The 25,541-nt window shown below is 71.6% G+C and carries 25 protein-coding genes; 15 read left to right on the forward strand and 10 right to left on the reverse strand.

Annotated features, from left to right (window positions below; translation table 11 throughout):
• Window positions 1-10 precede the first annotated feature (10 nt).
• Window positions 11-1,282, reverse strand: coding sequence for a hypothetical protein (locus OV090_RS36330; RefSeq protein WP_267709305.1), 1,272 nt, complete (start codon window positions 1,280-1,282; stop codon window positions 11-13).
• Window positions 1,283-1,522: 240 nt separating this feature from the next.
• On the opposite strand from OV090_RS36330, the gene OV090_RS36335 reads away from it, so the two are divergent.
• From OV090_RS36335 to OV090_RS36345, 3 genes are all read left to right on the forward strand, one after another.
• Entirely contained in the window at window positions 1,523-2,155 is a 633-nt protein-coding gene (locus tag OV090_RS36335; protein WP_267709306.1) for a hypothetical protein, read from the forward strand.
• Between the two features lie 162 nt (window positions 2,156-2,317).
• Window positions 2,318-2,950 (forward strand): SDR family oxidoreductase, encoded by a 633-nt coding sequence (locus OV090_RS36340; RefSeq protein WP_267709307.1) that lies wholly within the window; start codon window positions 2,318-2,320, stop codon window positions 2,948-2,950.
• 25 nt (window positions 2,951-2,975) lie between these two features.
• Window positions 2,976-3,875 carry a hypothetical protein gene (locus tag OV090_RS36345; protein WP_267709308.1) on the forward strand — a complete coding sequence of 300 codons (900 nt, stop codon included), beginning with the start codon at window positions 2,976-2,978 and terminating at the stop codon, window positions 3,873-3,875.
• Window positions 3,876-3,902: 27 nt separating this feature from the next.
• Here the strand turns inward: OV090_RS36345 and OV090_RS36350 are convergent, their stop codons facing one another.
• The 3 genes from OV090_RS36350 to OV090_RS36360 all read right to left on the reverse strand — a co-directional run bounded on the left by OV090_RS36350 (window position 3,903) and on the right by OV090_RS36360 (window position 7,685).
• Window positions 3,903-5,741: a choice-of-anchor I family protein gene (locus tag OV090_RS36350; RefSeq protein WP_267709309.1), complete on the reverse strand. Its 1,839-nt coding sequence runs from the start codon at window positions 5,739-5,741 to the stop codon at window positions 3,903-3,905.
• Between the two features lie 330 nt (window positions 5,742-6,071).
• Window positions 6,072-6,485 carry a rhodanese-like domain-containing protein gene (locus OV090_RS36355; protein ID WP_267709310.1) on the reverse strand — a complete coding sequence of 138 codons (414 nt, stop codon included), beginning with the start codon at window positions 6,483-6,485 and terminating at the stop codon, window positions 6,072-6,074.
• 33 nt (window positions 6,486-6,518) lie between these two features.
• Window positions 6,519-7,685 (reverse strand): hypothetical protein, encoded by a 1,167-nt coding sequence (locus tag OV090_RS36360; protein WP_267709311.1) that lies wholly within the window; start codon window positions 7,683-7,685, stop codon window positions 6,519-6,521.
• 96 nt (window positions 7,686-7,781) lie between these two features.
• Here OV090_RS36360 and OV090_RS36365 point away from each other — a divergent pair, with 96 nt between their 5' ends.
• The 10 genes from OV090_RS36365 (at window position 7,782) to OV090_RS36410 (ending at window position 17,901) form a co-directional block, all read left to right on the forward strand.
• The gene (locus OV090_RS36365) at window positions 7,782-9,878 is read left to right on the forward strand and encodes a hypothetical protein (RefSeq protein WP_267709312.1); all 2,097 of its coding nucleotides are present in this window, start codon (window positions 7,782-7,784) and stop codon (window positions 9,876-9,878) included.
• A gap of 253 nt (window positions 9,879-10,131) precedes the next feature.
• On the forward strand, window positions 10,132-10,881 hold the full coding sequence (locus OV090_RS36370) for a MerR family transcriptional regulator (RefSeq protein WP_267709313.1): 750 nt from the start codon (window positions 10,132-10,134) through the stop codon (window positions 10,879-10,881).
• Window positions 10,878-12,104 (forward strand): IscS subfamily cysteine desulfurase, encoded by a 1,227-nt coding sequence (locus OV090_RS36375; RefSeq protein WP_267709314.1) that lies wholly within the window; start codon window positions 10,878-10,880, stop codon window positions 12,102-12,104. Before OV090_RS36370 ends, OV090_RS36375 begins: the two co-directional genes overlap by 4 nt.
• Before the next feature lie 67 nt (window positions 12,105-12,171).
• Window positions 12,172-12,579, forward strand: coding sequence for a Fe-S cluster assembly scaffold IscU (iscU, locus tag OV090_RS36380; protein ID WP_267709315.1), 408 nt, complete (start codon window positions 12,172-12,174; stop codon window positions 12,577-12,579).
• A gap of 5 nt (window positions 12,580-12,584) precedes the next feature.
• Window positions 12,585-12,917, forward strand: a complete 333-nt coding sequence (locus OV090_RS36385) for an iron-sulfur cluster assembly accessory protein (RefSeq protein WP_267709316.1) — start codon at window positions 12,585-12,587, stop codon at window positions 12,915-12,917.
• A 126-nt stretch (window positions 12,918-13,043) separates the two neighbouring features.
• Window positions 13,044-13,556 (forward strand): Fe-S protein assembly co-chaperone HscB, encoded by a 513-nt coding sequence (hscB, locus tag OV090_RS36390; RefSeq protein WP_267709317.1) that lies wholly within the window; start codon window positions 13,044-13,046, stop codon window positions 13,554-13,556.
• A complete protein-coding gene (gene hscA, locus OV090_RS36395; protein ID WP_267709318.1) occupies window positions 13,553-15,571 on the forward strand; it encodes a Fe-S protein assembly chaperone HscA in 2,019 nt (672 codons plus the stop codon). The genes hscB and hscA overlap by 4 nt, the downstream gene beginning before the upstream one ends.
• A gap of 6 nt (window positions 15,572-15,577) precedes the next feature.
• Window positions 15,578-15,922 carry a 2Fe-2S iron-sulfur cluster-binding protein gene (locus tag OV090_RS36400; RefSeq protein WP_267709319.1) on the forward strand — a complete coding sequence of 115 codons (345 nt, stop codon included), beginning with the start codon at window positions 15,578-15,580 and terminating at the stop codon, window positions 15,920-15,922.
• A 439-nt stretch (window positions 15,923-16,361) separates the two neighbouring features.
• Window positions 16,362-17,615, forward strand: a complete 1,254-nt coding sequence (locus OV090_RS36405; RefSeq protein WP_267709320.1) for a Xaa-Pro peptidase family protein — start codon at window positions 16,362-16,364, stop codon at window positions 17,613-17,615.
• 109 nt (window positions 17,616-17,724) lie between these two features.
• Window positions 17,725-17,901 (forward strand): helix-turn-helix domain-containing protein, encoded by a 177-nt coding sequence (locus tag OV090_RS36410; protein WP_267709321.1) that lies wholly within the window; start codon window positions 17,725-17,727, stop codon window positions 17,899-17,901.
• 130 nt (window positions 17,902-18,031) lie between these two features.
• Here the strand turns inward: OV090_RS36410 and OV090_RS36415 are convergent, their stop codons facing one another.
• On the reverse strand, window positions 18,032-18,823 hold the full coding sequence (locus OV090_RS36415; RefSeq protein WP_267709322.1) for an enoyl-CoA hydratase/isomerase family protein: 792 nt from the start codon (window positions 18,821-18,823) through the stop codon (window positions 18,032-18,034).
• Window positions 18,824-18,845: 22 nt separating this feature from the next.
• Between OV090_RS36415 and OV090_RS36420 the strand changes: the two genes are divergently transcribed.
• Complete coding sequence (locus OV090_RS36420) at window positions 18,846-19,283, forward strand: thioesterase family protein (protein ID WP_267709323.1); 438 nt, start codon at window positions 18,846-18,848, stop codon at window positions 19,281-19,283.
• Window positions 19,284-19,364: 81 nt separating this feature from the next.
• On the opposite strand, the gene OV090_RS51175 is transcribed toward OV090_RS36420, so the two are convergent.
• The 5 genes from OV090_RS51175 to OV090_RS36445 are packed head-to-tail and all read right to left on the reverse strand — an operon-like array spanning window position 19,365 to window position 24,361.
• Window positions 19,365-20,729, reverse strand: coding sequence for an ATP-binding protein (locus tag OV090_RS51175; protein WP_267709324.1), 1,365 nt, complete (start codon window positions 20,727-20,729; stop codon window positions 19,365-19,367).
• A complete protein-coding gene (locus OV090_RS36430; protein WP_267709325.1) occupies window positions 20,726-22,093 on the reverse strand; it encodes a sigma-54 dependent transcriptional regulator in 1,368 nt (455 codons plus the stop codon). Before OV090_RS36430 ends, OV090_RS51175 begins: the two co-directional genes overlap by 4 nt.
• Before the next feature lie 7 nt (window positions 22,094-22,100).
• Complete coding sequence (locus OV090_RS36435; protein ID WP_267709326.1) at window positions 22,101-22,319, reverse strand: hypothetical protein; 219 nt, start codon at window positions 22,317-22,319, stop codon at window positions 22,101-22,103.
• Between the two features lie 47 nt (window positions 22,320-22,366).
• On the reverse strand, window positions 22,367-23,086 hold the full coding sequence (locus tag OV090_RS36440) for an ABC transporter ATP-binding protein (RefSeq protein ID WP_276604802.1): 720 nt from the start codon (window positions 23,084-23,086) through the stop codon (window positions 22,367-22,369).
• Window positions 23,087-23,104: 18 nt separating this feature from the next.
• A complete protein-coding gene (locus tag OV090_RS36445) occupies window positions 23,105-24,361 on the reverse strand; it encodes an HlyD family efflux transporter periplasmic adaptor subunit (RefSeq protein WP_267709328.1) in 1,257 nt (418 codons plus the stop codon).
• Window positions 24,362-24,576: 215 nt separating this feature from the next.
• Here OV090_RS36445 and OV090_RS36450 point away from each other — a divergent pair, with 215 nt between their 5' ends.
• Entirely contained in the window at window positions 24,577-25,263 is a 687-nt protein-coding gene (locus OV090_RS36450) for a DUF2293 domain-containing protein (RefSeq protein ID WP_267709329.1), read from the forward strand.
• Window positions 25,264-25,541 lie beyond the last annotated feature (278 nt).

A 25,541-nucleotide genomic window follows, 5' to 3' on the forward strand; every position in this document is an offset into this window, starting at 1 on the left:
CCCCCTCGCCTCACCGCCCGCAGCAGGCCGTCCAGCAGCACGAGCCGTCGTCTTGCCCGCAGTTTTGCCCGCCGTTCGTCCAGCTGCAGTCGCAGGCGTCCATCTCTTCCTGCGAGCAGCTGCCGCCGCCGCCCTTGCAGGCCTGGATGTCGTCGAGCGGACCGCGGTCGATGCCGGAGATGGCGACCAGCTGCGGCGGGCAGGCCACCTCTTGATAATGCAGGTTCGGGTTGTCGGCCGCCTCGTACCATTGCACGTACCACTCGCAGCCGGCGGCCAGCTCGGCCAGGCCCGGCTCGTCGAACACGGCGGCGCAGCGGCCGAGCACGCACTGCTTGATCTGCTCGTGGTTGCCGCCCTGCTGCTGGCAGTGCGTCATGAACCCGCCGTAGGTCGCCCCGAGCTCCGACGTGTCGACGTTCCATTGATACGAGCAGGCGTCGAACAGACCGACCCCGCCGCCGGGCGTCAGGATGTCGAACTGCCCGCCGGCGACGTCGTGGCCGATGTTCGTCGCCTGCACGATCATCGTCTTGTTCGACAGCGCCACCGAGCCCGGGTCCTGCGCGTTGTAGTGGCCCGTCCCGTCGAAGTCGAGCTGGTAGCAGCGCCCGCAGATGTCGCCCTGGGCCGGCACCGCCGCGAAGCCGTAGGCCAGCGTGTCCGACACCGCCCACGGCGCGCCGCTGTAGCAGGTGAACGCGCTGTTCTGCGCCGGCGACTGGCACGAGCTCACCACGTCGTACGCCGAGCCCAGGTTGTTGTCGTTCTTGTCGCAGCTCTGCAGCGGTTCGGTGGCCGCATTGACGTTGCCCTGCCAGCCGCAGTGGGCCTTGCAGCAGTCCCAGTAGCGCGTCGCGTAGCCCTGGCACGCAGTGCCGTCGAGCGGCGGCGGATCGACCGCCCCCGTCGTCGAATCGCTGGTGTTCGGATCGGTCGTCGCAGTCGTGCCGGTCGTGTCCGCGTCGGTCGTCGTCCCCGGATTCGTCGTCCCCGGGTTCGTCGTCCCCGGATTCGTCGTCTCGGGGCTCGTCGTCCCGTTGCTCGTCGTCCCCGGGCTCGTCGTCCCCGGGCTCGTCGTCCCCGGGCCCGTCGTCCCGTTGCTCGTCCCGGCGCTGCTCCCCGTCGTCGGCGCCTCGGTGCTGCCGACGCCGCTGACCTCGCTCGCGCTGCCGGGGTTGTCGCCTGTCGTCGCCGCAGTGCCGCTGCTCTCGCCGCCACCAGGGCACGCGATCAGCCAGCCCGAGAGCAGCACCCACGCATGGTTCGTCCGGATCGACACGGGCGTGATTGTCGGCCAAGCCGCCCGCGAAATCACCGTCGGTACACCCGCTCCGCAGTTCCGTGAATACCCGCAGCGCGGTTCCCCCAAGGCGATCCCCCAGCGATGCCTCCGCTCCGGCGCAGGCCCGGCGCCATTCGCCTTCCTGACGCTGATTCGCCCGCTTTCGGCCGCTCACGGCGCCTGGCTCACGTCGCGCCGCGCGTACTTTCGCGCGGTCATGGGCGATACCCTGGCCCCGTGAAGATACCTCCGTGGATGTTTCTCGCTCTCCTCTGTTTGTCTGCGTGCGCCGGTCGGCTCGACCAGTCGGTGCGGACGCGAGCCGCCGCAGATCTTTCATGCAGCGCCGATTCGCTCAAGATCGACAAGGTCGAAGATCGCGGCTTCAACGAGGGCCTCTATCGCGCCCAGGGTTGTGAGCGCAGCCAGCAGTACAGCGCCAAATGCACGCTGTTCGGCTGCCGCAGCCATACCGCCGAGGAGATCGCCGCGCGCGAGGCCGAAGAGGAGGCCCGCTACCAGGCCTATCGCCAGCAGCAAGCCGAACGCCAGGCCGCCGGCGGCGCGGGCTCCGGCGGCAGCGACAGCAGCAGCAGCGGCGACGCGGCGTCGAGGTTCGTGTCGACGCGGCTGCACAACGAGTGCCCGCGGAAAGTGCTGCTGTTCCACGGCCGCCACCCCCGCCACAGCGGCGGGCGCACCGACTCGATCGGCTCCAACACGACCATGAGCGTCCAGGGCAACGAGGGCGACACGCTGTGGATCGTCGACGACAAGGGCGAGGGCGTCAGCAACTTCACCTACAACAAGTCGGTCTCGCAGGTCTTCATCACCAAGTCGTGCGCCGGCTTCAGCACCAGTCGCTCCTGACCCTTCGGACATATGACATGACCGTTCGGACATGTCCCGAACGCGACCTCGGGCCGGCCGGCTCCCAGCGAATCGACGAGCCTGGCCTCGGGCTCTCGCCCGGCCGCGCCCGCTCGACTGCGCTGGTTGGCAGGCGGCGCCCGGCTTGCTAGCGTGGCGGCCATGTCCACCGCGCCCGGTCGGGTCCTCGTCGTCGGCGGCACTGGCCGCACGGGTCGTCACGTCGTCTCGCTCCTGCGCGAGGCCGGCGTCCCGCTGCGGCTGCTCGTCCGCGACCGCGCGCGGGCCGAGGCCGAGCTCGGCGCGGACCTCGACCTCGTCGTCGGCGACGCCCTCGACCTCGAGCTCGGCCCCGCGTTCGCCGGCGTCGAGCGCATCGTCAGCACTCTCGGCAGCCGCGACGTCCACGGCGGCGGCCTGCGGACAGTCGACCTCCCGGCCACCGCCCGCCTGGTCGCCGCCGCGCGCGAGGCCGGGGTCGCTCGCTTCGTGCTGTGCTCGACGATCGGCGCAGTGCCCACGCCCGGCGTCCCCGCGCACATGCTCGAGTGGTTCGCGCCCAAGGGCGAGGCCGAGGCCGTCCTGCGCGCCAGCGGCGTCCCCTTCACCATCCTCCGCCCCGGCGGGCTGCACGACGGCCCCACCGATGACCCGCGCATGATCGACTGCAGCCACGTCGCCCGCGCCCTCGTCGCCGCCCTCACCCGCGACGACGCTCTCGGCGCCACCTTCGAGCTCAGCAACACCCGCCTGCAACGGCCCGACGCCGATCCGCTTCTCGGCGTGCGCGTCTGAGATCGAGCGTGGCACAGTGACCGGCGTGCGCTCGCAGCTCGTCACGCTCATGGCGCCCGAGGACGAAGCCGCCTTCCTGAGCTTCGTGTTCGAGCGACCGACCGTCTCGCTGATCACCGACGAGAGGAGCCCGACCCCCGAGTTCCCCCGCACGCGCGAGGTCGGTGGGCTCCGCGGCCTGCAATGCATGCTGTGGGACGCGGCGATCCTCCCGCGACCGCGGGTCGAGCACATCGCTTCCTGCGACGATTACTATCTGCGCTCGGAGGAGTCGCTGATCCAGTTCCTGCGCTCTCCGGTCAAGGACACCGCGATCGGGGTGGGCCGCATCGCGCTCGCCACGGGCTGGAAAGGGGCGCCAGCGACGAACCCGAAGACCGCGCGCGCGATGACCGATTGGTTCAACGCGCTCGGCCGCTGGATCAAGGCGAGGTTCGAGAACTCGTTCGTGTACGCCTCGGACTTCAAGCCCGACGTCGGGAGCCGGGAGCGGACGGTATGGGTCGGGCCTCGCGCCGTCGAGCTGTCGAGGCAGGGCTGGAAACTCAAGCACGAGGGGCCTCCCGAGTACTCTCTGCACTACTTCGATCCCGCCGAAGAGGCCGACGTGCTGGCGCGCTACCGGGCGCCGAAAAACCTCCTCTGCGTCGGGCGCGTCGTGCACGTCGGTGAGGTCATATCGGTGCCGCTGCAGAAGCAAACCTTTCGCGTCGCGCTGGAGCAGGACGCGCCCTTCGCGGAATTCGAGGGCCCCTTCTCGTGCACGAGGCCCACGCCGAAGCTCGGCGACGAGGTGGCCTGCGTGTTCCACGAGAACATCCTCGGCAGGCACCCCGACCCCTGGGAGCCGCGCGAGATCAGGAAGCTGACACCCGCCAACCGGGACCGCGTCCTCGACGGGCTGCGAAAGACCTGGCGGGTGTGACGGCGAGACCTTCGAGGCGCTGACGCCTCACTGACCGACGAGCTCGTAGATCGACACGCTGCCGCTGACCTCGTTGGCGACGATCACCAGCGGCCTGCCGCTCGGGCTCGCCGCGGCCGGCACGAACGTCAGGCCCTCGGGAGCGAGGTCGTCGGCGGTGCCTGCCTCGACGTCGCCGGCGAAGTCGCGCGGGTTCGCGTACTGGAGAATCACCGGCGCAGTCGGGTCGCCGAGGTCGACCATCAGCACCCCGCCCATGCGCTCGAGGCCGATGAAGCCGAGAGTGCGGCCGTAGGCGTGGCCGAGAGTCAGCCCCTCCGGCTCGGGGCCCTTGTCGTCCGAGCGGCTGTCGAAGTCGTTGTCGGTGCTGTCGGCATTGAAGTTGTCCTGGTAGGCCGGGTGGCTCGCCAGCAGCTGCTCGATCGCCTCGCCGCTGTCGTGGACCAGCGAGCCGTCGGCCGCGCTCCACACCGCGAACGAGCGCCCGCCGAACGTGTACAGCGCGTCGTAGTCGCCGTCGTCGTCGGGGTCGCCGAGCGAGCTCGTGACCTTGAGGCGGCCGAGCGCCTCGTCCTCCTGCAGCGCGTCGGCGTCGGGGAACAGCTGCGGATCGAGGTCGAGGTTTTTGACCCGCACCTCCTCCGAGTAGCCGTCCCAGTCGCGCACGTCGCCCTCGTTGGCGGTCAGCAGGTAGGAACCACCGTCGACCGTGAACCACGCGATCGCGTCGGGCTGGTACATCCCGCGCACCGGCGCGTCGACCAGCGCCGCCTCGCCGTCCTCGTCCGACGGGTCGAGCTTGGCCCCGCTGTTCCACGCCTTGAAGCCGAGCGCGTGCACGTCGGTGACCTTGCCGCTCGCCAGGTCGACCACCGCCAGCGCGTTGTTCTCCTGCAGCGTCACGAACGCGGTCAGCGAGTCGCCGGAGATCGCCACGTACTCGGGCTCGAGGTTCTGCGCCGGCGAGTCGGCGTTGGGTCCGAACAGGCGCACGTCCGGGTCGAGGTTCATCGGCGTGAACGCGGCGAAGTCGGCCGTCCGCACGTCGGCGGGCAGGACGTCCTCGACGCCGCCGGAGATGTCGATCACCGACACCGAGCCCTCCGGGTCGATCGAATAATCGTCGGCGGGCTCGCCCTCGTTGGCGGTCACCACGTAATTGCCGTCGGGCGAGAAGGTGACCATGTCGGGCAACGCCCCGACCGGCACCGACGCCAGCTTCTGCCCGCTCGCGGCGTCAAAGAACCACACCTCGCCGGTCTCGGTCTTGGTCGTCGACTCGGCCGCCGCCGCCACCACCCCGTCGTGGACCGCCACCGAGTTCGGCGGCCCGAACAGCGACGTGTCGAGCGTGGTCAGCAGCACCGGCGCCGCCGGGTCGCCGAGGTCGATCACGTCGATGCCCGACTTCTGCCCGTTGACCACGAACAGCCGCTGGCTGCCCGGGTCGTAGGCGGGGATCTCCGCCGCGCTGAGGTCCTCGTCGAGATAGACGGCGATCACCGCCGCCTCGTCCGGCTGCGCGTAACGGCCGATCCGCACCATCTCGATCGTCTCGACCACACCCGTATCCGTCTCCCCCTCCGTCGTCTCGCCCGTGCTGCCGGTCGTCGTATCACCCGTCGTCGTCGTATCACCCGTCGTCGTCGTCTCGCCAGTCGTCGACGTCTCACCGGTGCTGCCCGTGATCGCCTCGGTGGTCGTCGAGTCGTCGCCGGTCGTCGGGCCGCTCGTCGTCGTCGTCGGATCGGTCTGCGTCGTGTCGGTCGGCTCGTCGGTCGTGCCGCTCGTCGTCGTCGTCTCGCCCGTCTCGCTGTCGGGCGTAGCTGTCGTCGACCCTTCCGGGCTGCAAGCCGCGAGGCTCACGCCGAGGAGGACCGTGGCGATTTCGGAGAATGACGGGTTCTGTCGCATGGGAGTGAAACTGCGCCTCCGGCGAATGACACGCCGCGCCGGCGACGACCGCGCCGCGCCGGTGTGACGATTGCCGCGGCCATTGCCACGACCTCGCGACAGCGCCCACGACCTGCGGCGCGGCCCGAACCGGACGTCCCGCCGACCGGCCCCCCTCCCATGGCGCCGAGAACATGCTTTTTAAGACATATCTCTGAGCACATGCTCTTCAGGACATGGCCCGAAGACCATCCACCGCGCCGCGGCCTCGCGCCCGGCGCGTTTGTTCGCGGTCACTACCCGCTAGCGCTTGAGCGACGCGTGGTCGCGCCCCGGCAGCGTCGTCGTCGTCGACGGCCCGCCGCCGGCGACCCATCCGCCGTCGCCGTTGCCGCCGCTCCAGCCGCCGACCTGGTCGAGCAGGCGGGTGTAGCCGAGGCCTTCCAGCACCGCCGCGGCGCGAGCCGAGCGTCCGCCCGCCTTGCACGACACCAGGATCTGCTGGTCCTTATTATTGAAATGGGCCTGGACCTCGGCTGCGAACTCGGGGTTCGGCACCATCCCGCCGGCGCCCATGTGCATCAGCGGGATGTTGTAGGCGTTCGGCGCGTGGCCGGCCTCGAACTCGGGGACGCTGCGGACATCGATGTGGACGAGGTCGCCCTCGGAAGCGACCTTGGCGATCGCTTCGGGCGTGCTGAGGCGCTGAATCGGCATGCCCGACCTTCGTAGCCCGGGCCGGCCCGGCCTTCAACCCCCGGCCCCGCCGCCTTTCGCCTTCGCGCCGCCCTCCGCCTTCGCGCTGCCGTCCGCCTTCGCGCTGCCGTCCGCCTTCGCGCTGCCTTCCGCCTTCGCGTCGGCCTTCGGATCGCCCGTCGCCTCGCTCGCGGCTGGGGTCGCTTCCGCGGCGGTGCGCTCGTTCATCGCCGGCGCCTCCGGGAACGGCTTGCCGTCGGTGCGCATCGCCACCTCCTTGCCGTCGGGTCCGGGCACCAGCTTGGCGAACTGATACGCCAGCGTCGTGTGCGTCACGTACTTGCTGGCCTTGTCGGTCGCGGTCGTGAACTCCTCGCGCAGCAGGTGCGGCTCGCCGGAGTCGACGAAGAACAGCAGCGTCCCGCGGACCACGCCCTCGAGCGACGTCTTGGCGCCCGGCGCCGTGTACTCGCCGATGTACGACAGCTCCGCGCGCAGCCCCGTGTCCGGGTCGCGCTCCAGCTTCTTCAGCTCCCACAGCACGTCGCGGGTGTCGATCACCCCGCCCGAGCGCATCTGGCACTTCGAGCGCCACTTGGCGCCGACGCCGATCGCCTGCTCGGGGAAGCGGATGCAGAGGAACCGGTTGGCGTCAGCCAGCGCCTGGCCAAACTTGCTCTCGGCCTGCTCCTTGGGACCGGTGATGCTCGTCGTCCCCGACCGCTCGCCGGTGGCCAGCAGACGGTGGCTCGTCACCAGCTGACTGACGACCTTCTCGTCGTTCTCGAGGAACTTGCCGTTCGGCGGCTCGGCCTCGAAGTTGACGTAGCGGTGCTCGAGCGTGCACGCGCGGGAGTGGCCCTCGCCGTCGCAGTCCTTGAGGCTCAGCCGCTCTTCGCGGGCGAACCCCGTCGGCTGGACCAGCGAGCCGAAGCGGATGTTGCCGATGGTCGTGACGCGGTAGTTCGTACCTTCCCGAAGGGCCAGGCGGATCTCCGTCATCTCGGAGGGCGGCGGCGGGCTCGACGGTTGTGAAGGATCGGCCTTGGACGGCGAATCCGCCGGCGTCGCGGGGCTCTGGGCCCCCACGGGCGCCTGCACCTCCGGCGCGGCCGTCTTCGGCGCCGCGTCGGCGTCCCGCTGTTGCAAGCGCGAGGGCCCCGGATCGCCGCAGGCGGCCACAAAAGCCAGGAGAAAGCCGGTCGTGTATGGGCGAAGCACGCGCGGAGCATCGCACGCCGGCTGGCGGGTCTGCCATGCGCGGTATCGCTCGCCACATGTCACACACCCACCCCGGTTTTCGCTATCCTGCGCCGCATGTCGAACCCCCGCCTGTCCCTCCCTCTGAGCACGCTGGTCCTGCTCGTCGCGTGCAATCAAGTCTCCCCCGGAGGCGCAGAGAAGGCCGCCGACACCAAGGCCGAGGCCCCCGCCGACACCAAGGCGCCACCCGCCCCGGCGGTGGCCGCGCCCGCCCCGACCGGGCCGGCGTCCGTCGACGAGCTGCTCGGCCTCGTCCATGACGGAGCCTCCTCTTACGTCGTCTTCAAGGCTCCGGACGCGCTCCTGTCGCTCGCCGAGACCGCCGCGGGCACCTTCGAGCAGCCGCTGACCACTCTCGTCGGCGCCACCTCGCCCGACCAGCTCTCGCGGCTCACCGAGAGCTTCGCCCTGTTCAAGCACGGCGTCGCCGACGCCAAGGACGCCCTGGCCAAGTCCGGCACCGACCTCGCGCGCGGCATCGTCGTCACCAGCACCTCGCTGTCGGGCGACGACACCGTGATCACCTTCTCGGCCAGCAGCGCCGAGGCGGCCAAGGGCCTGCTCGCGGCCCTGAAGATCCCCGACGCCGCCACCACCGAGTGTCTGGCCACCGCCGGCCGGCCCGGCTACGTCACCTGCGCCAAGGATCAGCCGACCCTCGCCGCCTACAAGCCGGGCGACGGCAAGGCCGCGCGCACCCGCCTCAACACCGCCCTGCCGGCGGTGGCGATCGACGACCTGGCCCTGTTCGGCTACGTCACCGACGGCGACGTCCACTTCGGGCTCGACAAGCCGGCCGGCGGCGCGACGCTCCACATCAGCGCCCCGCCGGACGCCAAGGAGATGGTCACCACCCTCGCCCCGGGCCAGGCCGACCTTCTGAAGTTCGCCCCGGCCGGCACCGGCTTCCTGTGGATGAAGCTCGACCTCGACGAGCTCAAGAAGAAGGGCCTGAACGAGGTTCCCCCGCCGTTCAGCGCCACAGTGGGCGCCTTCACCGGCGAGGTCCTGTTCGGCGGCAGCGCCGATCCGGCGGCCCTGCAGGCCCGCTTTGGCTTCAGCGACACCAGCTCGCTGGCCCCGCTGGCCGATCTCGCGGTCGCGTTCGGCGGTCCGATGATCCACAACAAGCCGATCCCCGACGTCCCCGGCAGCAAGGTCTCTTTCAAGGCCGAGAACGTGTCTTTCGGGACAGACAAGATCAAGGCGCTGCACCTCGGCGCCAGCGGCGTGCCGCAGGCCAAGGCCCTGGCCGACCAGCTCGGCCTCTCGCTCGACGCCTGGGTGTTCCCGGCCGAGGGCACCCTCGCCGCGGTCGTCGGCGTCGACGCCGGCAAGGTCGGCCTGGTCAAGGCCGCCGCCAACAACGAGGCCACCATCGCCGCGCTGCCGCCGGCCCTGGCCGCCTCGCTGCGCGCCGGCGAAGTCGGCTTCGTCACTCACGTCCCGCTCGACGGCCTGCAGAGCCCCGCCCTGCTCAAGCTCCTCGACGGCGCGCTCGCCAGCCTGCCCGGCTACTCGTCGAGCACCGCCCGCTCGGCCCTCAACGTGCTGGCCCCGCTGTCGAGCACGACGATGTGGATCAGCGAGCACCAGAACGCCGGCGTGATCCACTTCGCCGTCCAGACCATCGGCAACACCACCGACGAGGAGGGCAAGGCGGCCCTCGCCGCGGCCGCCAGCCCCGACCCGGCCAAGGCCTTCAGCGACCTCGCCGCCAAGTACCCGAGCTCGCCGCGGATCGCCGCTTACCAGACCCGCGCGGGCCAGGGCGGCGCGGGCGCGCTGGTCGGCGGCTCGGCCCCGGCGCTGCTGCTCGCCGCCGGTGGCATGGCCGCCTTCCTCCGCCCGGCGATCGACGCGCCGACGGCCCCGCCCGTGGTGGCCGAGGTCCCGGCGGAGGAGAAGAAGGTCGAGGAGAAGAAGGTCGAGGAGAAGAAGGTCGAGGAGAAGAAGGTCGAGGAGAAGAAGGTCGAGGAGAAGAAGACCGAGACTCCGAAGACCGAGACCCCGAAGACCGAGACCCCCAAGACCGAGACCCCGAAGACCGACGAGACCCCGAAGACCGAGACCCCGAAGACCGGCGGGCTCAAGATCGACTCGTCGAAGGTGGAGCGGGTGCCGCCCAAGCGCGTCGGCCGCTCGGAGTGACGGCGGGGCGCGCGCGAGTCCGCGCAGAATTTTCCCGGCCTCGTACTCGCACGTAAGCTTCTGCCCTGAGACCTCGGGCGATCGCGGACCGGCCCCGGCCATTCCGCGGTCGCCCTTGGCCTTTTTAACCGCGTTTCCTCGCAGGGAACGGCGGTTGACAGCGAAGCGCGCGCGTGTCAGTTTTTGTCCACCGCCTCAACTCTTACGTGTACGTAAGAGATACTTTCCTCCCGACGGACAGCTTGAGGGCCCCATGAGCATCAGCGAAGCCAAGTCCACGCTCGCACCCACGGCCGGCGTGACGCGGCCCGGCCGGATCAAGATCGGCGAGCTCGCGCGCAAGACCGGAAAGACCCCGCGGGCGCTGCACCTTTACGAGGAGATGGGCCTGCTCGTCCCGAGCGCGCGGACCGAAGGCGGCTTCCGCCTGTACGGCCCCGACGAGGTCGCGCGGGTCTACTGGATCACCAAGCTGCAGGACATCGGCTTCAGCTTGCCGCAGATCCAGAGCCTCCTGGGCACCGTGGCCGCCTCGCAGACCGCCCCCGAGGCGATGAACAGCGTGCGCGAACTGTTCCGGGGCAAGCTCGACGACACGCGGGCGCAGGTCACCCGGCTCTTGCAGCTCGAGCGCGACCTGTCCGAATCTCTCGCCTACCTCGAGGGTTGCCGCCTCTGCCAGGAGCCTGCCAAGCCGGACGCCTGCACCAACTGCATCAGCGAGCGCCGCAGCGACGAGCCGACCCCGTCGCTGGTGGTCGGCATCCACCGCAAGCCTGGCGCCGAGCCGGTCGCGCGCCCGTGCGCGATCGAGACCGCGGCCTCCGGCGGCCGGCTCGCCGACCTGTCCTCGAGGACATCCGACCTGTCCCCGCGGACATCCGCTCCCGACCTGTCCGCGCGGACATCCGGCCCCGAGCTGGCCGCGCGGCCCGGCGAGTTCGCCGCCCGCCCCGCCGAGCGATCTGCCGCCCCCACCGAGCCCGAGGGGACCTTCCCATGACCGACACCAAGCGCCCGATCTACCTCGACTACGCCGCGACCTGCCCCGTGGACCCGCGTGTCCTCGAGGCCATGTTGCCGTACTTCAGCGACCGCTACGGCAACGCCGCCAGCCGCACCCACGTGTTCGGCTGGCAGGCCGAGGAGGCCGTCGAGGCCGCGCGCCGCGAGATCGCCACCTCGCTCAACGCCGACCCGAAGGAGATCACCTTCACGAGCGGCGCCACCGAGTCGAACAACCTCGCGATCAAGGGAGTCGTCGAGTACCTGGCCGAGACCGGCAAGAAGCACATCGTCACCGCGGTCACCGAGCACAAGGCCGTCCTCGACACCTGCAAGCACCTCGAGCGCCACGGCTGCGAGGTCACCTACTTGCCGGTCGCGGTCGACGGCCGCATCACGCCGGAGCAGGTCGCCGCGGCGCTCCGCCCCGACACCGCCATCGTCTCGCTGATGTTCGCCAACAACGAGACCGGCGTGCTCCACCCGATCACCGAGATCGGCGCCGCCTGCCGGGCCGCCGGCGTCCTGTTCCACACCGACGCGGTGCAGGCCTTCGGCAAGATCCCGGTCGACGTCGAGGCGATGAACATCGACCTCGCCAGCCTCAGCGCCCACAAGCTCTACGGGCCCAAGGGCGTCGGCGCGCTCTACATCCGCCGCCGCAAGCCGCGCGTCCGGATCGCCCCGCAGATCCACGGCGGCGGCCACGAGCGCGGCACCCGCTCGGGCACCCTCAACGTCCCGGGCATCGTCGGCTTCGGCTACGCGGCCAAGCTGGCGCGCGAGGAGCTCGCCAGTGAGTCGGCCCGCGTGTTCGAGCTGCGCGAGCACTTGCGCCGGCGCCTGGTCACGGAGATCCCGCACGCGATCGTCAACGGTTCGCTCGAGCATCGCCTGCCCGGAACCCTCAACATCAGCTTCGCCTACGTCGAGGGCGAGAGCCTGCTCATGGGACTCAAGGACATCGCCGTCTCCTCGGGCTCGGCCTGCACCTCGGCCAGCCTGGAGCCCAGCTACGTCCTGCGAGCCATGGGCCTCGACGACGAGCTGGCGCACTCCAGCCTGCGCATCACGATCGGTCGGTTCACCACCCGCGAGGAACTCGACTTCGTGGCCGACCTCATCGGGCGCGAGGTCGCTCGCCTGCGCGACATGTCCCCGCTGTGGGAGATGGTGCAGGAGGGCATCGACCTGCGCACCATCGAGTGGACCCCGCACTGATTGACTTTACTGGCCTCCGGGCCCAAATCCCTACCCGGTCCCGCCCGGGTCCGCGAAGAGAACCGCCATGGCGTACAGCAACAAAGTCATCGACCACTACGAGCACCCGCGCAACGTCGGCAGCCTCGACAAGGGCGACGCGAGCGTCGGCACCGGCATCGTCGGCGCGCCCGCCTGCGGCGACGTCATGAAGCTCCAGATCAAGGTCGAGAACGGCGTCATCACCGACGCCAAGTTCAAGACCTATGGCTGTGGATCGGCCATCGCCAGCTCGAGCCTCGTCACCGAGTGGGTCAAGGGCATGAGCGTCGACCAGGCCATGCAGATCAAGAACAGCCAGATCGCCGAGGAGCTGTCGCTGCCGCCGGTGAAGATCCACTGCTCCGTCCTCGCCGAGGACGCGATCAAGGCCGCGATCCGCGACTTCCAGCAGAAGCAAGGCGCCCCCGGCTCCGAGGGCGAGTCCAAGCACTGACCGTCATGCCCAGCGTCACCGTCACCTCGCGCGCCGCCAAGGTCATGCGCGACCAGCTCGCCCGCCGCGGCACCCCGCAGGCGTCCATCCGCCTCGGCATCCGCGGCGGCGGCTGCACCGGCTACTCCTACCTGTTCGAGTTCGAGGACAAGCCGCCGCGGGCGAACGACCTGGTCGTCGAGCAGGACGGCGTGCGCGTCGTCGTCGACCCCAAGAGCCTGTTCTACCTCGACGGCACCGAGGTCGACTTCGAGACCGGCATGCGCGGCCACGGCTTCAAGTTCAAGAACCCGAACACCAAGGACTCGTGCGGCTGCGGCGAGTCGATCTCCTTCTAGCCCGCCGCCCGGCAACCGCCCAGGCCGCGCCCACTGCCCGTTCGGGCCTGTTCCTTCGGCCCTGTCCAAACGGCCCTGTCTGAACGGGCCTGTCCTTTCGGACCTGCTCTCTCCGACCCTTCGGCCATGTCCGTCGACACCGACCCCTTCGCCCTGTTCGACCTGCCGCGCCGGCACGCCGCCTCGCGGGACGTGATCGAGCAGCGTTACCTCGAGCTGTCGCGGGCGGCCCACCCCGACAACGTCGTCGGCGAGGGCACCGCCGCCCGCCGCGCCGCGGTCGAGCGCGCCAGCGCCGTCAACGCCGCCTACCGGGTCTTGCGAGATCCGGTCCTGCGCGCCGAGGCCCTGGTGAAGCTCGGCGGCATCGACCTCGACAGCACCGACCCCGAGCGCGGCGCCCCGCACCCGACCCAGGCCTTCCTGCTCGAGATGATCGACCTGCGCGAGCGCCTCGACGACGGCGGCCCGGACGGCGTCGCCGCCCTGCGTGACGACGTCGAGGCTCGCTGCGACGCGGCCCTCGACGCCGCGGTCGACGCCCTCGACGCCGGCGAGTTCCGCCGCGCCGCCGAGCACCTGGTGGCCCGCCGCTACTTCCAGCGCTTCCTCGACGAGACGGACAGCAGCGCCCCATGACCAGCGTCCCCATCCACGACACCGGCGCGCTGTTCCAGATCGCCGAGCCGACCGACCAGCGCCGCGCCCAGCGCCGCCCCGGCCGCGGGATCGGCATCGACCTCGGCACCACCAACAGCCTCGTCGCCCTCGCCCCGCACGGCGCCGCTCCGCGTGTCCTTCGGGACAGCTCCGGCAGCGGCCTGGTCCCCTCGGTGGTCGCCTACACGGTCGACCCGCCGCTGGTCGGCCGCGCCGCCCAGGCGCTGCAGGCCGAGCACCCGTCGCAGGTGCTGAGCAGCGTCAAGCGGCTGATGGGCCGCGGCCTGTCCGACATCAATTTCGCCCACCCGTATCACCTGTCCGAAGAGACAGCCGGACTTTTGCGCATCGATGTCGGCTCGCCTCCCGGCTCGCAGGTGGGCTCGCAGGTCGGCGCACCGACCGGCGCGTCGCGGCGCGTGACCCCGACGGAGGTCTCGGCGGCGATCTTGCGCGAGCTCAAGCTGCGCGCCGAGGCCGAGCTGGGCGAGCCGTGCGACGGCGCGGTGATCACGGTGCCCGCCTACTTCGACGACGCCCAGCGCCAGGCCACCCGCGACGCCGGGCGGATCGCCGGCCTCCAGGTCTACCGCCTGCTCGCCGAGCCGACCGCGGCCGCCCTCGCCTACGGCCTCGACCGCGGCGGCGAAGGTCTGTTCGCCGTCTACGACCTCGGCGGCGGCACCTTCGACGTCTCGATCCTCCGCCTGCACAAGGGCGTGTTCCAGGTGCTGGCGACCGGTGGCGACAGCGCCCTCGGCGGCGACGACTTCGACCGCGCGCTCGCGGCCCGGCTGCTCCAGCGGTCCGACGTCGGCGAGCCCACGCGCAACCAGCTCGACGCCGCCCGCCTGGCCGCCCGCGCGGCCAAGGAGCGCCTGACCGAAGAGACAGCCACGCGCGTCGCCCTGCCCGGCCTGCCCGAGCTCGAGGTCACGCGCGCCGAGTTCGAGGCGCTGGTCGAGCCGCTGGCCCAGCGGACCCTCCGCGCCTGCCGCCAGGCGCTCAAGGACGCCGGCCTGCGGGCGCCCGAGCTCGACGGCGTGGTGCTCGTCGGTGGTTCGACGCGGGTGCCGAAGATCCGTGAGCTCGTGGCCGAGACCTTCAAGCGCCCGCCGCTGGCCGACATCGACCCCGACGAGGTCGTCGCCTGGGGCGCGGCGATCCAGGCCGACATCCTCAGCGGCTCCGCGCGCGAGGGCGTGACCCTGCTCGACGTCGTCCCGCTCTCGCTCGGCCTCGAGACGATGGGCGGCATCGTCGAGAAGATCATCCCGCGCAACGCGACGATCCCGATCGCCGCGCGCCAGGTGTTCACCAACTACGCCGAGCACCAGACCGGCATGGTCATCCACGTGGTCCAGGGCGAGCGCGAGCTGGCCCGCGACTGCCGCAGCCTGGCCCGCTTCGACCTCAAGGGCATCCCGCGGCTGCCGCCGTCGATGGCGCGCGTCGAGGTCACCTTCCAGCTCGACGCCGACGCCCTCCTCACCGTGTCGGCGCGCGAGCTGATGACCGGCGTGCGCCAGTCGGTCGAGGTCAAGCCGACTTACGGCCTGTCCGAAGAGGAAGTCGACCGGCTGGTGATGGACAGCCTCGACCACGCCGGCGACGACTACGCCCGCCGCAACGCCGCCGAGGCCCGCGTCGAGCTGGGCCGCGTCGTCCTGGCCCTGCGGACAGCCGTGGCCGAGGTCGGCCACCTGCGCGAGCTGCTGCCCGACGACGAGCGCGCCCGCCTCGAGGCCGCGCTGGCCGACGCCGACGCAGTCATGGCCGACGCCGACGCCGTCGCCGAACCGATGAACCGCGCCCGCACTGCGCTCGAGAAGGTCAGCGAGCCGTTCGCCCGCCGCCGCATGGAGCGGGCCCTCAACGCCGGCATGGCCGGCAAGAGCCTCCACGACATCGAGCGGGCGCTGGCCGACGAAGACGCGCTGCAAGAGAAGCGCGCCGGCCACACCCCCGAGCTGCTCGAACCCGAAGAGCCCTGAGAACGCATGCCGAACGTCACCTTCATCGGCCCCCATGGCACCACGGTCGTCGAGGCCGCGCCCGGCGAGTCCCTGCTCGACGTCGCCGAGCGCCACGACATCATGATGGGCTCCGCCTGCGGAGGCGTGTGCGCCTGCTCGTCGTGCCACTGCTACGTCCGCCAGGGCCTCGGCACCCTGCCCGAGATGTCCGACGCCGAGAGCGACCGCCTCGACATGGGCTTCGACGTCCGCCCCTACAGCCGCCTCGGCTGCCAGGTCAAGGTCGGCACCGCCGACCTCGTCGTCGAGCTCACCCAGGAGTCGATCCGCACCTGGTACGACGAGCACCCCCAGGCCCGCAAACCCTGAGCCGCCTGCGATCCCGAGCGAGTCGAGCTTCACGCGCGGCGGCGCGGCGCGCTCCACGATGCACGGTCATGCATCGCCGGTGCGCCGAGCTCGCCGCCTTTGACGTTCGACGATCTCGCGGCGCTGCGGGCCAGGTGCCGCCACCCCTTGCCACCACGCTGGGGGCGCTCTCGACGAACGATGTTCGTGCCGGCGCTGACCCGCGCACGTTCTTCGTTCTTCGATTTTTTAAAAAACCTCGCGGGCGCTGCGGGCGAGGAGCCGCCATCTGTCGCTTCCGCTGGGGGCACGGAGATCGGGCCCCGACTTTCGAGGACAAGAGCGGTGTTGTCGGCCGCGGCGCCCGCGAGGTCTGGCGATCGTAGGTCGCGTGCGTGATCTGAAGAAGACCACCGCGTGACGGCGCACGCGCCTGCGGGCCGGGGGCTATAGTCGACGCGTGCATCGTCGCGCGTTCGTCACCGGCACGCTCGCCGCTCTGTCTCTTGGGTCATGTCGCGCCACACGCTCGACGACGCCTCCGGCCGTCGACCCGCGCTTCGCCGCGCTGGCGGGTCTCTGCGACGGCGTCGCCCCGATCGGCGACGACGAGCGGGCGCGCCGGCGCGAGCGGGCCCAGGAGCTCATGCAGGAGCATGGCTTTTCAGCCATGCTCTTCGAGCCAGGTGACTCCCTCATCTACTTCGCCGGCATCCGCTGGGGGCGGAGCGAGCGGCCCATGCTGTACCTGTTGCCGGCGCGCGGGCCTGCGGCCCTCGTCGCGCCCGCGTTCGAGACCCGGACCTTGCGCGAGCGGGCCGGCGACGCGCTCGCGCAGCACCTGTGGCACGAGCACGAGTCGCCGTTCGCTAAGCTGGCCGAGGCGCTGCGGGCCGCGGGGATCGAGCACGGCAAGCTCGGCGTCGATCCGTGGACGCGCGCTTTCATCGTCGACGGCGCGCGCGCGGCCTGCGAGGTCGAGATCGCTCCGGCCACGTCGGTGCTCCGCGCCTGTCGCATGGTCAAGAGCGCGAGCGAACTCGCGCTTCTCCGCCGCGCCAACGAGGCCACCAAGGCCGCGCTCAGGGCCGTTTCCGCGCATGTCTCCGAGGGCATGTCCGAAGGTGAACTCGCCGGGCTCGTGCATGCCGCCCAGACCGCAGCTGGCCTGACGGACACCTGGGCGCTGGCGCTGTTCGGCGCCAACGCCTCCTACCCCCACGGCACCCAGGGCGAGAAGCGGCTCGTCCGCGGCGAGCTCGTGCTCGTCGACGCCGGCGGGGCGCTCCACGGCTATCAGTCGGACGTCACGCGCACATGGCCCTTCGGACCTGTCTCTTCGGCGCAGTCGCGCGCGTGGCAGGCGGTCCATCGCGCCCAGACGGCGGCGCTCGCCGAGCTGCGACCGGGTCGCACGTGCGAGGCCGCCGACGCCGCCGCGCGCGCGGCGGTCGCCGCGGCCGGCTACGCCGCCGACTACGGCAACTTCACGCATCGACTCGGCCACGGCATCGGCCTGCAGACCCACGAGGACCCCTACCTCGTGCGCGGCAACCAGGACCTGCTGCGACCCGGCATGACCATGTCCGACGAGCCAGGTGTCTACTTGATTGGTGAGCTCGGCGTCCGCCTCGAGGACATCGTCGCCATCACCGAGGGCGAGCCCGAGATATTCGGCCCGCGGGCCGGTTCGATCGACGCGCCGTTCGGGTGATGAGCCTCGCTGCCACGTGCGCGACCTTGATCTCCAAGAGCGTTAGCCAGGGTGGTATAGGCCCTGACACACCGGAGAGAGGAAATTGCCGCAGCTCATCCTTGAAGACTTGAACCTCGAGACCGCGGAGCGGCGCCTGTGCTCCGAGGCGCTCAACACCGCCGGCAACATCGTCGGCGCTGCGGACCTGCTGGGCATCACCCGTCACGCCTTGAAGCGGCGGATCATCAAGCTCGGCATCGAGTGGCCGCCCGCCCGTGGCAGCCGTCCCGAGCCCAGCACCTAGGTCATGAAGCGCGGAACGGCGGCGCGTGCGACATGGCTTTTGGGCCAGGTGAGCACGGGCGCCGACGCTCCGCGAACGACGAGCGCGCGGACGCGGGCGCCCGCGCGCGCGGACCGGTTCAGCGACCGGTTCAGCGTCCGGTGAAGTTCGCCGTCCGCTTCTCCACGTACGCTGCCAGGCCCTCGATCGCGTCGTTGCTCTGGAACAGTCGCTGCTGCAGCTCGCGCTCGAGCGCCAGCCCGTCGAGCAGGCTGAGCTCGCCGCCCGTCTGACAGGCGCGCTTGAGCAGGCCGACCGCCAGCGACGCCTTGGCCGGCGGCACGAAGCGCTTCGCGTACTCGCGGACCTGACCGACGAAGTCGGCGGCGCTCGGGGCGTCGAACACCTTGTTGACGACGCCGAGCTTCTGCGCCTCGTCGAAGTCCATCGTCCGGCCCTCGGCCATCAGCTCGATCGCCGCCGACTTGCCGATCAGCCGCGTCAGTCGCTGCGTGCCACCCGTCCCCGGCAGCACGCCGAGCGCCACCTCGGGCAGGCCGCACTGACCGGCGCCGCGGCGGGCGATGCGGATGTCGGCGGCCAACGCGATCTCGAGGCCGCCGCCGACGCAGTGGCCGTTGAGCGCCGCGATGACCAGCTTCGGCGTCTGCTCGAGCCGCGCGATCGTCTCGTTGGCGTGCAGGCAGAAGTTGTACTTGAACGTCGGGTCGGCGCCCTTGAGCATGCGGATGTCGGCGCCGGCGCAGAAGAACTTCTCGCCCGCGCCGACGACCACGATCACGTGCGCCTCGGCGTCGAAGCGGGCGCGCAGGATCGCCGCGTCGAGGTCCTGCATCATCGCGTACGAGTAGCAGTTGGCGGGCGGGACGTTGATCGTGAGCTGGGCGACGCCGCCCTCGGCGTGGTATTCGACGTGAGGCATGCCCGGGCTTATACCCGATCCTGTGCACGTCCACCGCGTCCGCGTCGGCTTCGGCGATTGCGATCCCGCCGGCATCGTCTACTTCCCGCGCTTCTTCCACTTCTTCCACGAGGCGATGGAGACGTGGTTCGACGAGGTGCTGGGCCTCCCCTACGCCGAGATGATCCGCGGCCGCGGCCTCGGCTTCCCCGCCGTCCACACCGAGGCCGACTTCGCCATTCCCTGCGCCTTCGGCGACGAGATCGCGGTCGAACAACGCGTCGTCGGCCTCGGCCGCACGTCGATCCGCTTCGCCTACCGCGTGCGCACCCACGGCGAGCCCGACTCGCCGACCCGCCTCACCGGCGCCACGGTGTCGGTCGTCATGGACCTCGACCCGCGCCGCCCGACCTTCCGCCGCCCCGTCGAGCTGCCGCCCGACCTGCGCGCCCGCATCGAGCCGCTGGTCGTCGCGCCGTGACGACGTGTCGCTACCGCGGCGATGCGAGCGATCGTCACTGCTCGCATCGTCGAGTCGTCGCGCCTTGCGAGCGGGTCGCAGCTACGCCGACTGTGACAGCGGCCGCGCCGCGCTCGTGCCGATCGTGACGCACGCCTCGCAACCGCGGCGGCCGTCGCCGCGGTTGGTCAGCGACAGCGCGCCGTCGTGAGCCTCGGCGATCTGGCGCGCCAGCACCAGGCCGATGCCGCTGCCGTCCGGCTTGGTGGTGAAGAAGGGGACGAACAGGTTGGCGGTCTCGGCCAGGCCCATGCCGTCGTCGACCACCACCAGCGCGAGCTGACCGGCATCGACGCGCCAGCGCACCCGCACCTCGCCCGCCCCGGCCTGAAGCACCGCGTCGGCGGCGTTGCGCAGAAGATTGATCAGCAGCTGATCGAGCTGATCACCGTCGGCCTGCAGCACCGCGTCGGGCCCCGGCTCGACGATCACCCGCACGCGTCGCTCGAGCGCCGCCACCCGACCGGCCCACGCCGCCACCTCGACCGCGGCGAACGTCGGCGGCGGCAGCCGGGCCAGGCGCGCGTATGCGGCGAGGAACCGGGTCAGGCTGGCCGAGCGGCGGGCGATGACCTCGAGCCCGCCCGTCAGATCCTCCTCGAGGTCACTCGCCCGCTCGCCGGGCGGCCGCGCCAGCTGCTCCCGCAGGTGCTCCGCGATCGAGCGGATCGGCGCCAGCGAGTTGTTGATCTCGTGGCCCAGCACCCGCACCAGCCGCTGCCACGCCAGCCGCTCCTCCTCGCGCAGCGCCCGGCGCAGGTCGGTCAACACCACCAGAGTGTGCGGCAGGCCGCGCTGGCGAAACTGACTGCGCCGCAGCTCCCACGGCCCGGCGCCGCCGGGAAACACGGTCATCAGGGTGCGCGGCACCTGTCCTTCGAGACATGCCGAAAGTCCGAGAGTCCCCGCCGCGCGCCCGAGCACGCCACCTGTCCCGGAGAGCAGGCGCTCCGCCGAGCGGTTGGCCAGCCGCACCGTGCCCTGCGCGTCGAAGGCCAGCACCGCGACGTCGATCTCCGTCATCACGGTGCGCAGCAGCGCGTCGGCCTCGAACGCGCCCAGCCGTTGCTCGCGCAGGGTGTCGGCGAGCCCGTTGATCTCGCGCATCACCCCGGTCAGCGCGTCGTCGCCTCCGTCGTCGCGCGGCACTCGCCCGCGCAGCGAGAAGTCCTCCTCGCGCAGCGCCGCCAGCAGCGCCGACACCAGGTGCAGCGAGCGCGTCACCCTGGCGTACAGCGCCGCAGCGCCGCCGAGCCACGCCGCCAGCGACAGCGACGCCAGAGTCCAGCGCACCTTCGGCGAGTGCTCGTCGATCACCAGCAGCGTCAGCGCCACCACCAGCGCCGGGGCCCCGGCCGCGAGGGCGAGCAGCACGACGCGCGTTTCGTGCCGCCGCGTCCAGCTCACGGCTCGAGCCCGTAGCGCGCCAGCCGGCGGTAGAGCGCGCTGCGCGACAGGCCGAGCCGCTGCGCCGCCTCGCTGACGTTGTTGTTGGCGCGGGCCAGCGCCCGCACGATGAGGTAGCGCTCCGCGTCGTCGAGCGTCATGTCGTCGAGCGCAGTGGCGCGCTCGCTCCCGCCGGCGCGCAGCACCAGGTCCTCCTCGCGGATCGCCGGGCCCGACGCCAGCAGCAGCGCCCGCTCGACCACGTGCTCGAGCTCGCGGACGTTGCCCGGCCAGCGGTGCCCCAGCAGCGCCTTCTCGGCCTCCGGCGTGAACTCGACCACCTTGCCGCCGTAACGCGGGCTGCGGACCTGCAGGAAGTGCTGCGCCAGCCGCAGGATGTCGTCCTTGCGCTCGCGCAGCGGCGGCAGGTGGATCTCGACCGTGTTGAGGCGGTACAGCAGGTCCTCGCGGAACGCCCCGCTGCCCGTCAGCTGAGCCAGCGGCGCGTTGGTGGCCGCCAGCGCCCGCACGTCGACCTTGCGCAGCTTCGACGAGCCGACCCGGTGCAGCTCGCCGGTCTGCAGCACGCGCAACAGCTTGGCCTGCTGACCCGCCGGCATGTTGGCGATCTCGTCGAGGAACAGGGTGCCGCCGTCGGCCAGCTCGAAGCAGCCGATGCGGTCGGCGCGGGCGTCGGTGAACGCCCCCTTCACGTGGCCGAACAGCTCGCTCTCGAACACCCCGTCGCCGAGCGCCCCCGCGTTGACGGCGATGAACGGCCGGCTCGCGCGCAGCGACCCCGCGTGCAGCCAGCGCGCCACCACTTCCTTGCCGGTGCCGTGCTCGCCGGTGATGAGCACGCTCGCGTCCGACGGCGCCACGCGCTCGACGATCCGCAGCACCGACTCCATCGCCCGCGAGCCGGCGACGAGCCGCGGCAGCTCGCCGCCGGCCGCCAGCCGCTCGTTGGCCTCGGCCAGCTTGCCGCTGCGTCGCAGCGCTCGCGCCAGATCGATCTGCGTGCGCAGCGTCAGCAGCAGCCGCCCGTTGTCCCACGGCTTCTGGATGTAGTCCCGCGCGCCGCGGCGGATCGCCTCCACCGCCCCGTCGACGCTGCCCCACGCCGTCATCACCAGGATCGGCAGCGTCGCGTCGACTGCCGCGATGGTGGCGATCAGGTCGAGGCCCTCGCGCCCCGACGTAGTGTCGCGCGTGTAGTTGAGGTCCATCAGCAGCGCGTCGAACTCGTGCGTCTCGACGGCCGCCACGATCTCCGCCGGCGAGCGGGCCAGGTGGAGCTGGAAGCCCTGACCCTTGAGCAACAGCCGCAGCGCCTCGAGCACGTCGGCCTGGTCGTCGGCGATCAGCACCCTGGCTTCTGGCATCGGCGGCTCATTCGTGGCGCAGCGCCACCCTCGGATCGATGCGCGTGGCGCGTCGCGCAGGAATATACGCCGCCCGCAGGCCGACCACCACGAGGTCCAGCGTCACGCCGGCGTGGGTCGAGGGGTCGGTCGCGCCGCTCTGGCCGGCAAGCAGCGCGATCGCCACCCGCGACAGCGCCACCGCCCCGCGGCTGCCGAGCCTCACGCCGGCCAGCACCAGCGTCATGCCCCGGCGGACCCCCCGGGCGCGCCGGCGCTCCCACCGCCATGCCCCTAAGCAGGCCGCGCATGCAGCTGCTCCTCGACCACGCGGCCGTCGAACAGGTGGATCGTCCGCTGGGCCTGGCGCGCGTACTCGGGGTTGTGGGTCACCATCACGATCGTCGTCCCGGCGCGGTGGAGGTCTTGCAGCAGCGCCATCACTGCGTCGCCGTTCTTCGAGTCGAGGTTGCCGGTCGGCTCGTCGGCCAGCAGCAGCGGCGGCTCGCCCGCGACCGCCCGCGCGACTGCCACGCGCTGCTGCTGCCCGCCCGACAGCTGCGCGGGCAAGTGGCGCTGGCGATGGGCCATGCCGACGCGCTCGAGCGCCGCCTCGACCCGCCGGCGCCGCTCCGTCGCCGCCATCGCGCGGTACGTCAGCGGCAGCTCGACGTTCTCCGCCACCGTCAGGTCACCGATCAGGTTGAAGCTCTGGAACACGAAGCCGATCTGCTCGTTGCGCACGCGGGCGCGCTCGGTCCCGGACAGGTTCGACACCTGGCGGCCGGCGAGCGCGTACGTCCCCGACGTCGGCGTGTCGAGCAGCCCGATCAGCGACAGCAGCGTCGTCTTGCCCGAGCCCGACGGCCCGGCGATGCACACGTATTGCCCGCGCGGGATCTCGCAGTGGACATCGGCGACCGCGTGCGTCTCGAGCTCGTCGGTGTGGAACACCTTGCGGATCGCCTCGAGACAGATGAGCGGCGCGGCGTGCGTCGGACTCGGTGCATTCATCGGAGCCATCCCTTCGCGCTATTCGAATTTGACGCGGTCGGTCGCGTCCCATTGAGTCATGTCGGACAGGATGACGCGGTCGCCGACCGACAGCCCGGCCACCACCTCGACGGTCGTCGCCGACAGCCGACCGATCTGCACCGGCACCCGCGTCGCGTAAGCGCCGTCGGCGTCGACCACGAACAGGCCCATCGTCGCGTCGGGCTGCACGAACGCCGGCCGGCGCACGTGCACGACCTCGGGCAGTCGCTCGAGCTCGACGCGGCCGACCACGTTCAGATCGGGTCGCGCCCCGCGGGGCAGCGCGCCGGTCAGCGCCACGTCGACGGTCACCGTCCCGCCCGACGCCGCCGGGTCGACCCGCACCACCTCGCCGTCGACGATCCCGTTGCGCGTGTCGACGCGAGCGACTTGCCCGGTCGCCACGTCCTTCGCCAGAGTCTCCGGGATCGCCAGGCGCGCCTTCAAGCGATCGGGGCGGGCCACCTTCGCCAGCAGGCCGCCCGGCTGGACCCACTGGCCCGGCTCGAGCGGCAGCTCTTGCAGCACCCCGGCCACGCCGGCGCGGATCGCCAGCCCCGCCAGCTGCTCGCGGCGGAACTCCGCGATCGCCACCAGCCGATCGATCTGGGCCGCGTGCGCCGCGATCCGCTGCTTCAGCCCGTCGCCCAGCACCGCGACCCGCTCGGCCTCGAGGCCCATGCGGCGGTCGATCGACTCGAGCTGCGCCTGCGCCGCGTGCTCGTCGTCGCGGGACACATAGCCGCGGCCGCCGAGCTCCGCGCTCGCGACTGCCTTGCGCTGCGCAGTCGATTGCTCGATCTGCAGCGCAGTCACTGCGACCTCCTGCTGCAGCTTCTGCCCGCGCATCGTCGCCCGGATGTTGGCCAGCTCGGCCCGCGCCGCCGCGACCTGCCGCTCCGCCTCGAGCGCCTGCAGCTCGAGCTCCGGGTTGCGCAGCTCGAGGATCACCGTGTCCGCCGCGACCTCCGTGCCCGGTCTGACGAAGATCTGCTCGACCCGCGCCGCCGACAGCGCGGTGATCCACTGGATGTGCTCGGGCACCAGCTTCCCGTTGCCCTGGACCTCGCGCAGCATCTCGCCGCGCTCGACCGTCCCGAACCACAGGCTCGCGCGCGTGACCGTCGGCGGCTCGGCGCGCAGCTGACCGATCGCCACGGTCGTGATCACCAGGCCGCCCGCGATCACGAGCCCTGCGAGCAGCTTGCCGCCGTGCCGCGCGAGCCATCCGCGCCGACTGCGAGGGATGTCCACGCCACCTCTCTCGCAAGCCCCGCGCCACCAACGATTTCACGAGCTTCGCCCGCGGCAGCACCCCACCCTGTCCGGATCTGGCACTCCGTCGTCCCACTTCCGAACACGGCGAGCGCCCCGAGAATCGTGCCGCAGCGGCCTCCCCGCCGCCGACGCGACGCGCGGGCGCTTGACCCTCGACAGCCCGCGCGCGGATTGGCACAGTCCGCCGCACGATGAGCGAGTCGCTGACCCTCGCCCCGACCGCCGATCCGCGGGTCTTCGTCGCCCCCGACGGCCGCCGTCTGTCGCCGCCGCCGGGCTGGGCCTGCCTGCCGCCGGGCGACGCAGCCCTGACCCGACGGGTCAAGCTCGCCGGCCCGTCGTGGGCAGTGGTCGAGAAGAAGGGCCGCAAGGCGTTCTCCAAGGGCCTGTGGGCGCCCGCCGCCACCATCGAGTCCTTGCGCGCCGCCCTCGAGGCCGAGCGCTCGACCGAGTCCCACGCCAAGAAGCGCGCCGCCGACGTCGCCCGCCGCGAGCGGACCCAGGCCACCTACGTCGTCACCTTCGAGCAGTCCGTGCTCGAGTTCCTGCGCTTCTCTCCGCGCTGGGACGCGCTCGCGCAGACCGTCGCCGCTCGCGTCACCCAACACGCCACGCCGGTCGGCAGCGGCACCGTCGCCCGCACCGAGCGGATCCCCGTCGAGGAACGGGCCCGCGCCGCAGTCATCGCCTGGATGCGCCACCAGACCACCGGCTACGACGACATGCAGATCGCCCGGGTCAAGGGCGCCCGCCGCGAGGTCCGCCGCGAGCTGGCCGAGATCTCCCGCGCAGTGCTCGACCTCCACCGCCGCGACGAGCCCCACGCCGCCCGCGCCTGTCCCCTGTGCCAGGCCGCCGCCGCGCCCGCGACCGCCTGACCTTCGAGGCATGCCCGAAAGCGCATGCCCTAAAGGACATGGCTCGGAGGGCATGCCCCCGGGGCCATGTCCTCCGGACCACGTTCACGCGGTGAGGCCGAGCGCCGCCGCGAACGCGGTGAAGTCGGGCGGCGCGACGATCCACCGGTTGCCCTCGCGTCGCCGCGGTCGACAGCCCAGCCTGCCGTGCCGACGCCGCCCGGGTGGCTGCAGCGACGCCACCTGCGTGGGGCATGGCTGCCCCGCTCCTCGCTAGGCCACCGAGGTCGCCGGCCCGC

Origin of the sequence: Nannocystis sp. RBIL2, from assembly GCF_026626745.1 — a bacterium.
Taxonomy (GTDB): domain Bacteria; phylum Myxococcota_A; class Polyangia; order Nannocystales; family Nannocystaceae; genus Nannocystis.

Bases quoted from the DNA above. Each gene is read 5' to 3' on its own strand.
- OV090_RS36375 (WP_267709314.1), top strand. From the start codon at position 10,878: ATGACCGACACCAAGCGCCCGATCTACCTCGACTACGCCGCGACCTGC.
- OV090_RS36365 (WP_267709312.1), top strand. From the start codon at position 7,782: ATGTCGAACCCCCGCCTGTCCCTCCCTCTGAGCACGCTGGTCCTGCTC.
- iscU (WP_267709315.1), top strand. From the start codon at position 12,172: ATGGCGTACAGCAACAAAGTCATCGACCACTACGAGCACCCGCGCAAC.
- OV090_RS36430 (WP_267709325.1), bottom strand. From the start codon at position 22,093: ATGCCAGAAGCCAGGGTGCTGATCGCCGACGACCAGGCCGACGTGCTC.
- OV090_RS36440 (WP_276604802.1), bottom strand. From the start codon at position 23,086: ATGAATGCACCGAGTCCGACGCACGCCGCGCCGCTCATCTGTCTCGAG.
- OV090_RS36340 (WP_267709307.1), top strand. From the start codon at position 2,318: ATGTCCACCGCGCCCGGTCGGGTCCTCGTCGTCGGCGGCACTGGCCGC.
- OV090_RS36385 (WP_267709316.1), top strand. From the start codon at position 12,585: ATGCCCAGCGTCACCGTCACCTCGCGCGCCGCCAAGGTCATGCGCGAC.
- OV090_RS36435 (WP_267709326.1), bottom strand. From the start codon at position 22,319: ATGACGCTGGTGCTGGCCGGCGTGAGGCTCGGCAGCCGCGGGGCGGTG.
- hscB (WP_267709317.1), top strand. From the start codon at position 13,044: ATGTCCGTCGACACCGACCCCTTCGCCCTGTTCGACCTGCCGCGCCGG.
- OV090_RS36355 (WP_267709310.1), bottom strand. From the start codon at position 6,485: ATGCCGATTCAGCGCCTCAGCACGCCCGAAGCGATCGCCAAGGTCGCT.
- OV090_RS36370 (WP_267709313.1), top strand. From the start codon at position 10,132: ATGAGCATCAGCGAAGCCAAGTCCACGCTCGCACCCACGGCCGGCGTG.
- OV090_RS36450 (WP_267709329.1), top strand. From the start codon at position 24,577: ATGAGCGAGTCGCTGACCCTCGCCCCGACCGCCGATCCGCGGGTCTTC.
- OV090_RS36400 (WP_267709319.1), top strand. From the start codon at position 15,578: ATGCCGAACGTCACCTTCATCGGCCCCCATGGCACCACGGTCGTCGAG.
- hscA (WP_267709318.1), top strand. From the start codon at position 13,553: ATGACCAGCGTCCCCATCCACGACACCGGCGCGCTGTTCCAGATCGCC.
- OV090_RS36415 (WP_267709322.1), bottom strand. From the start codon at position 18,823: ATGCCTCACGTCGAATACCACGCCGAGGGCGGCGTCGCCCAGCTCACG.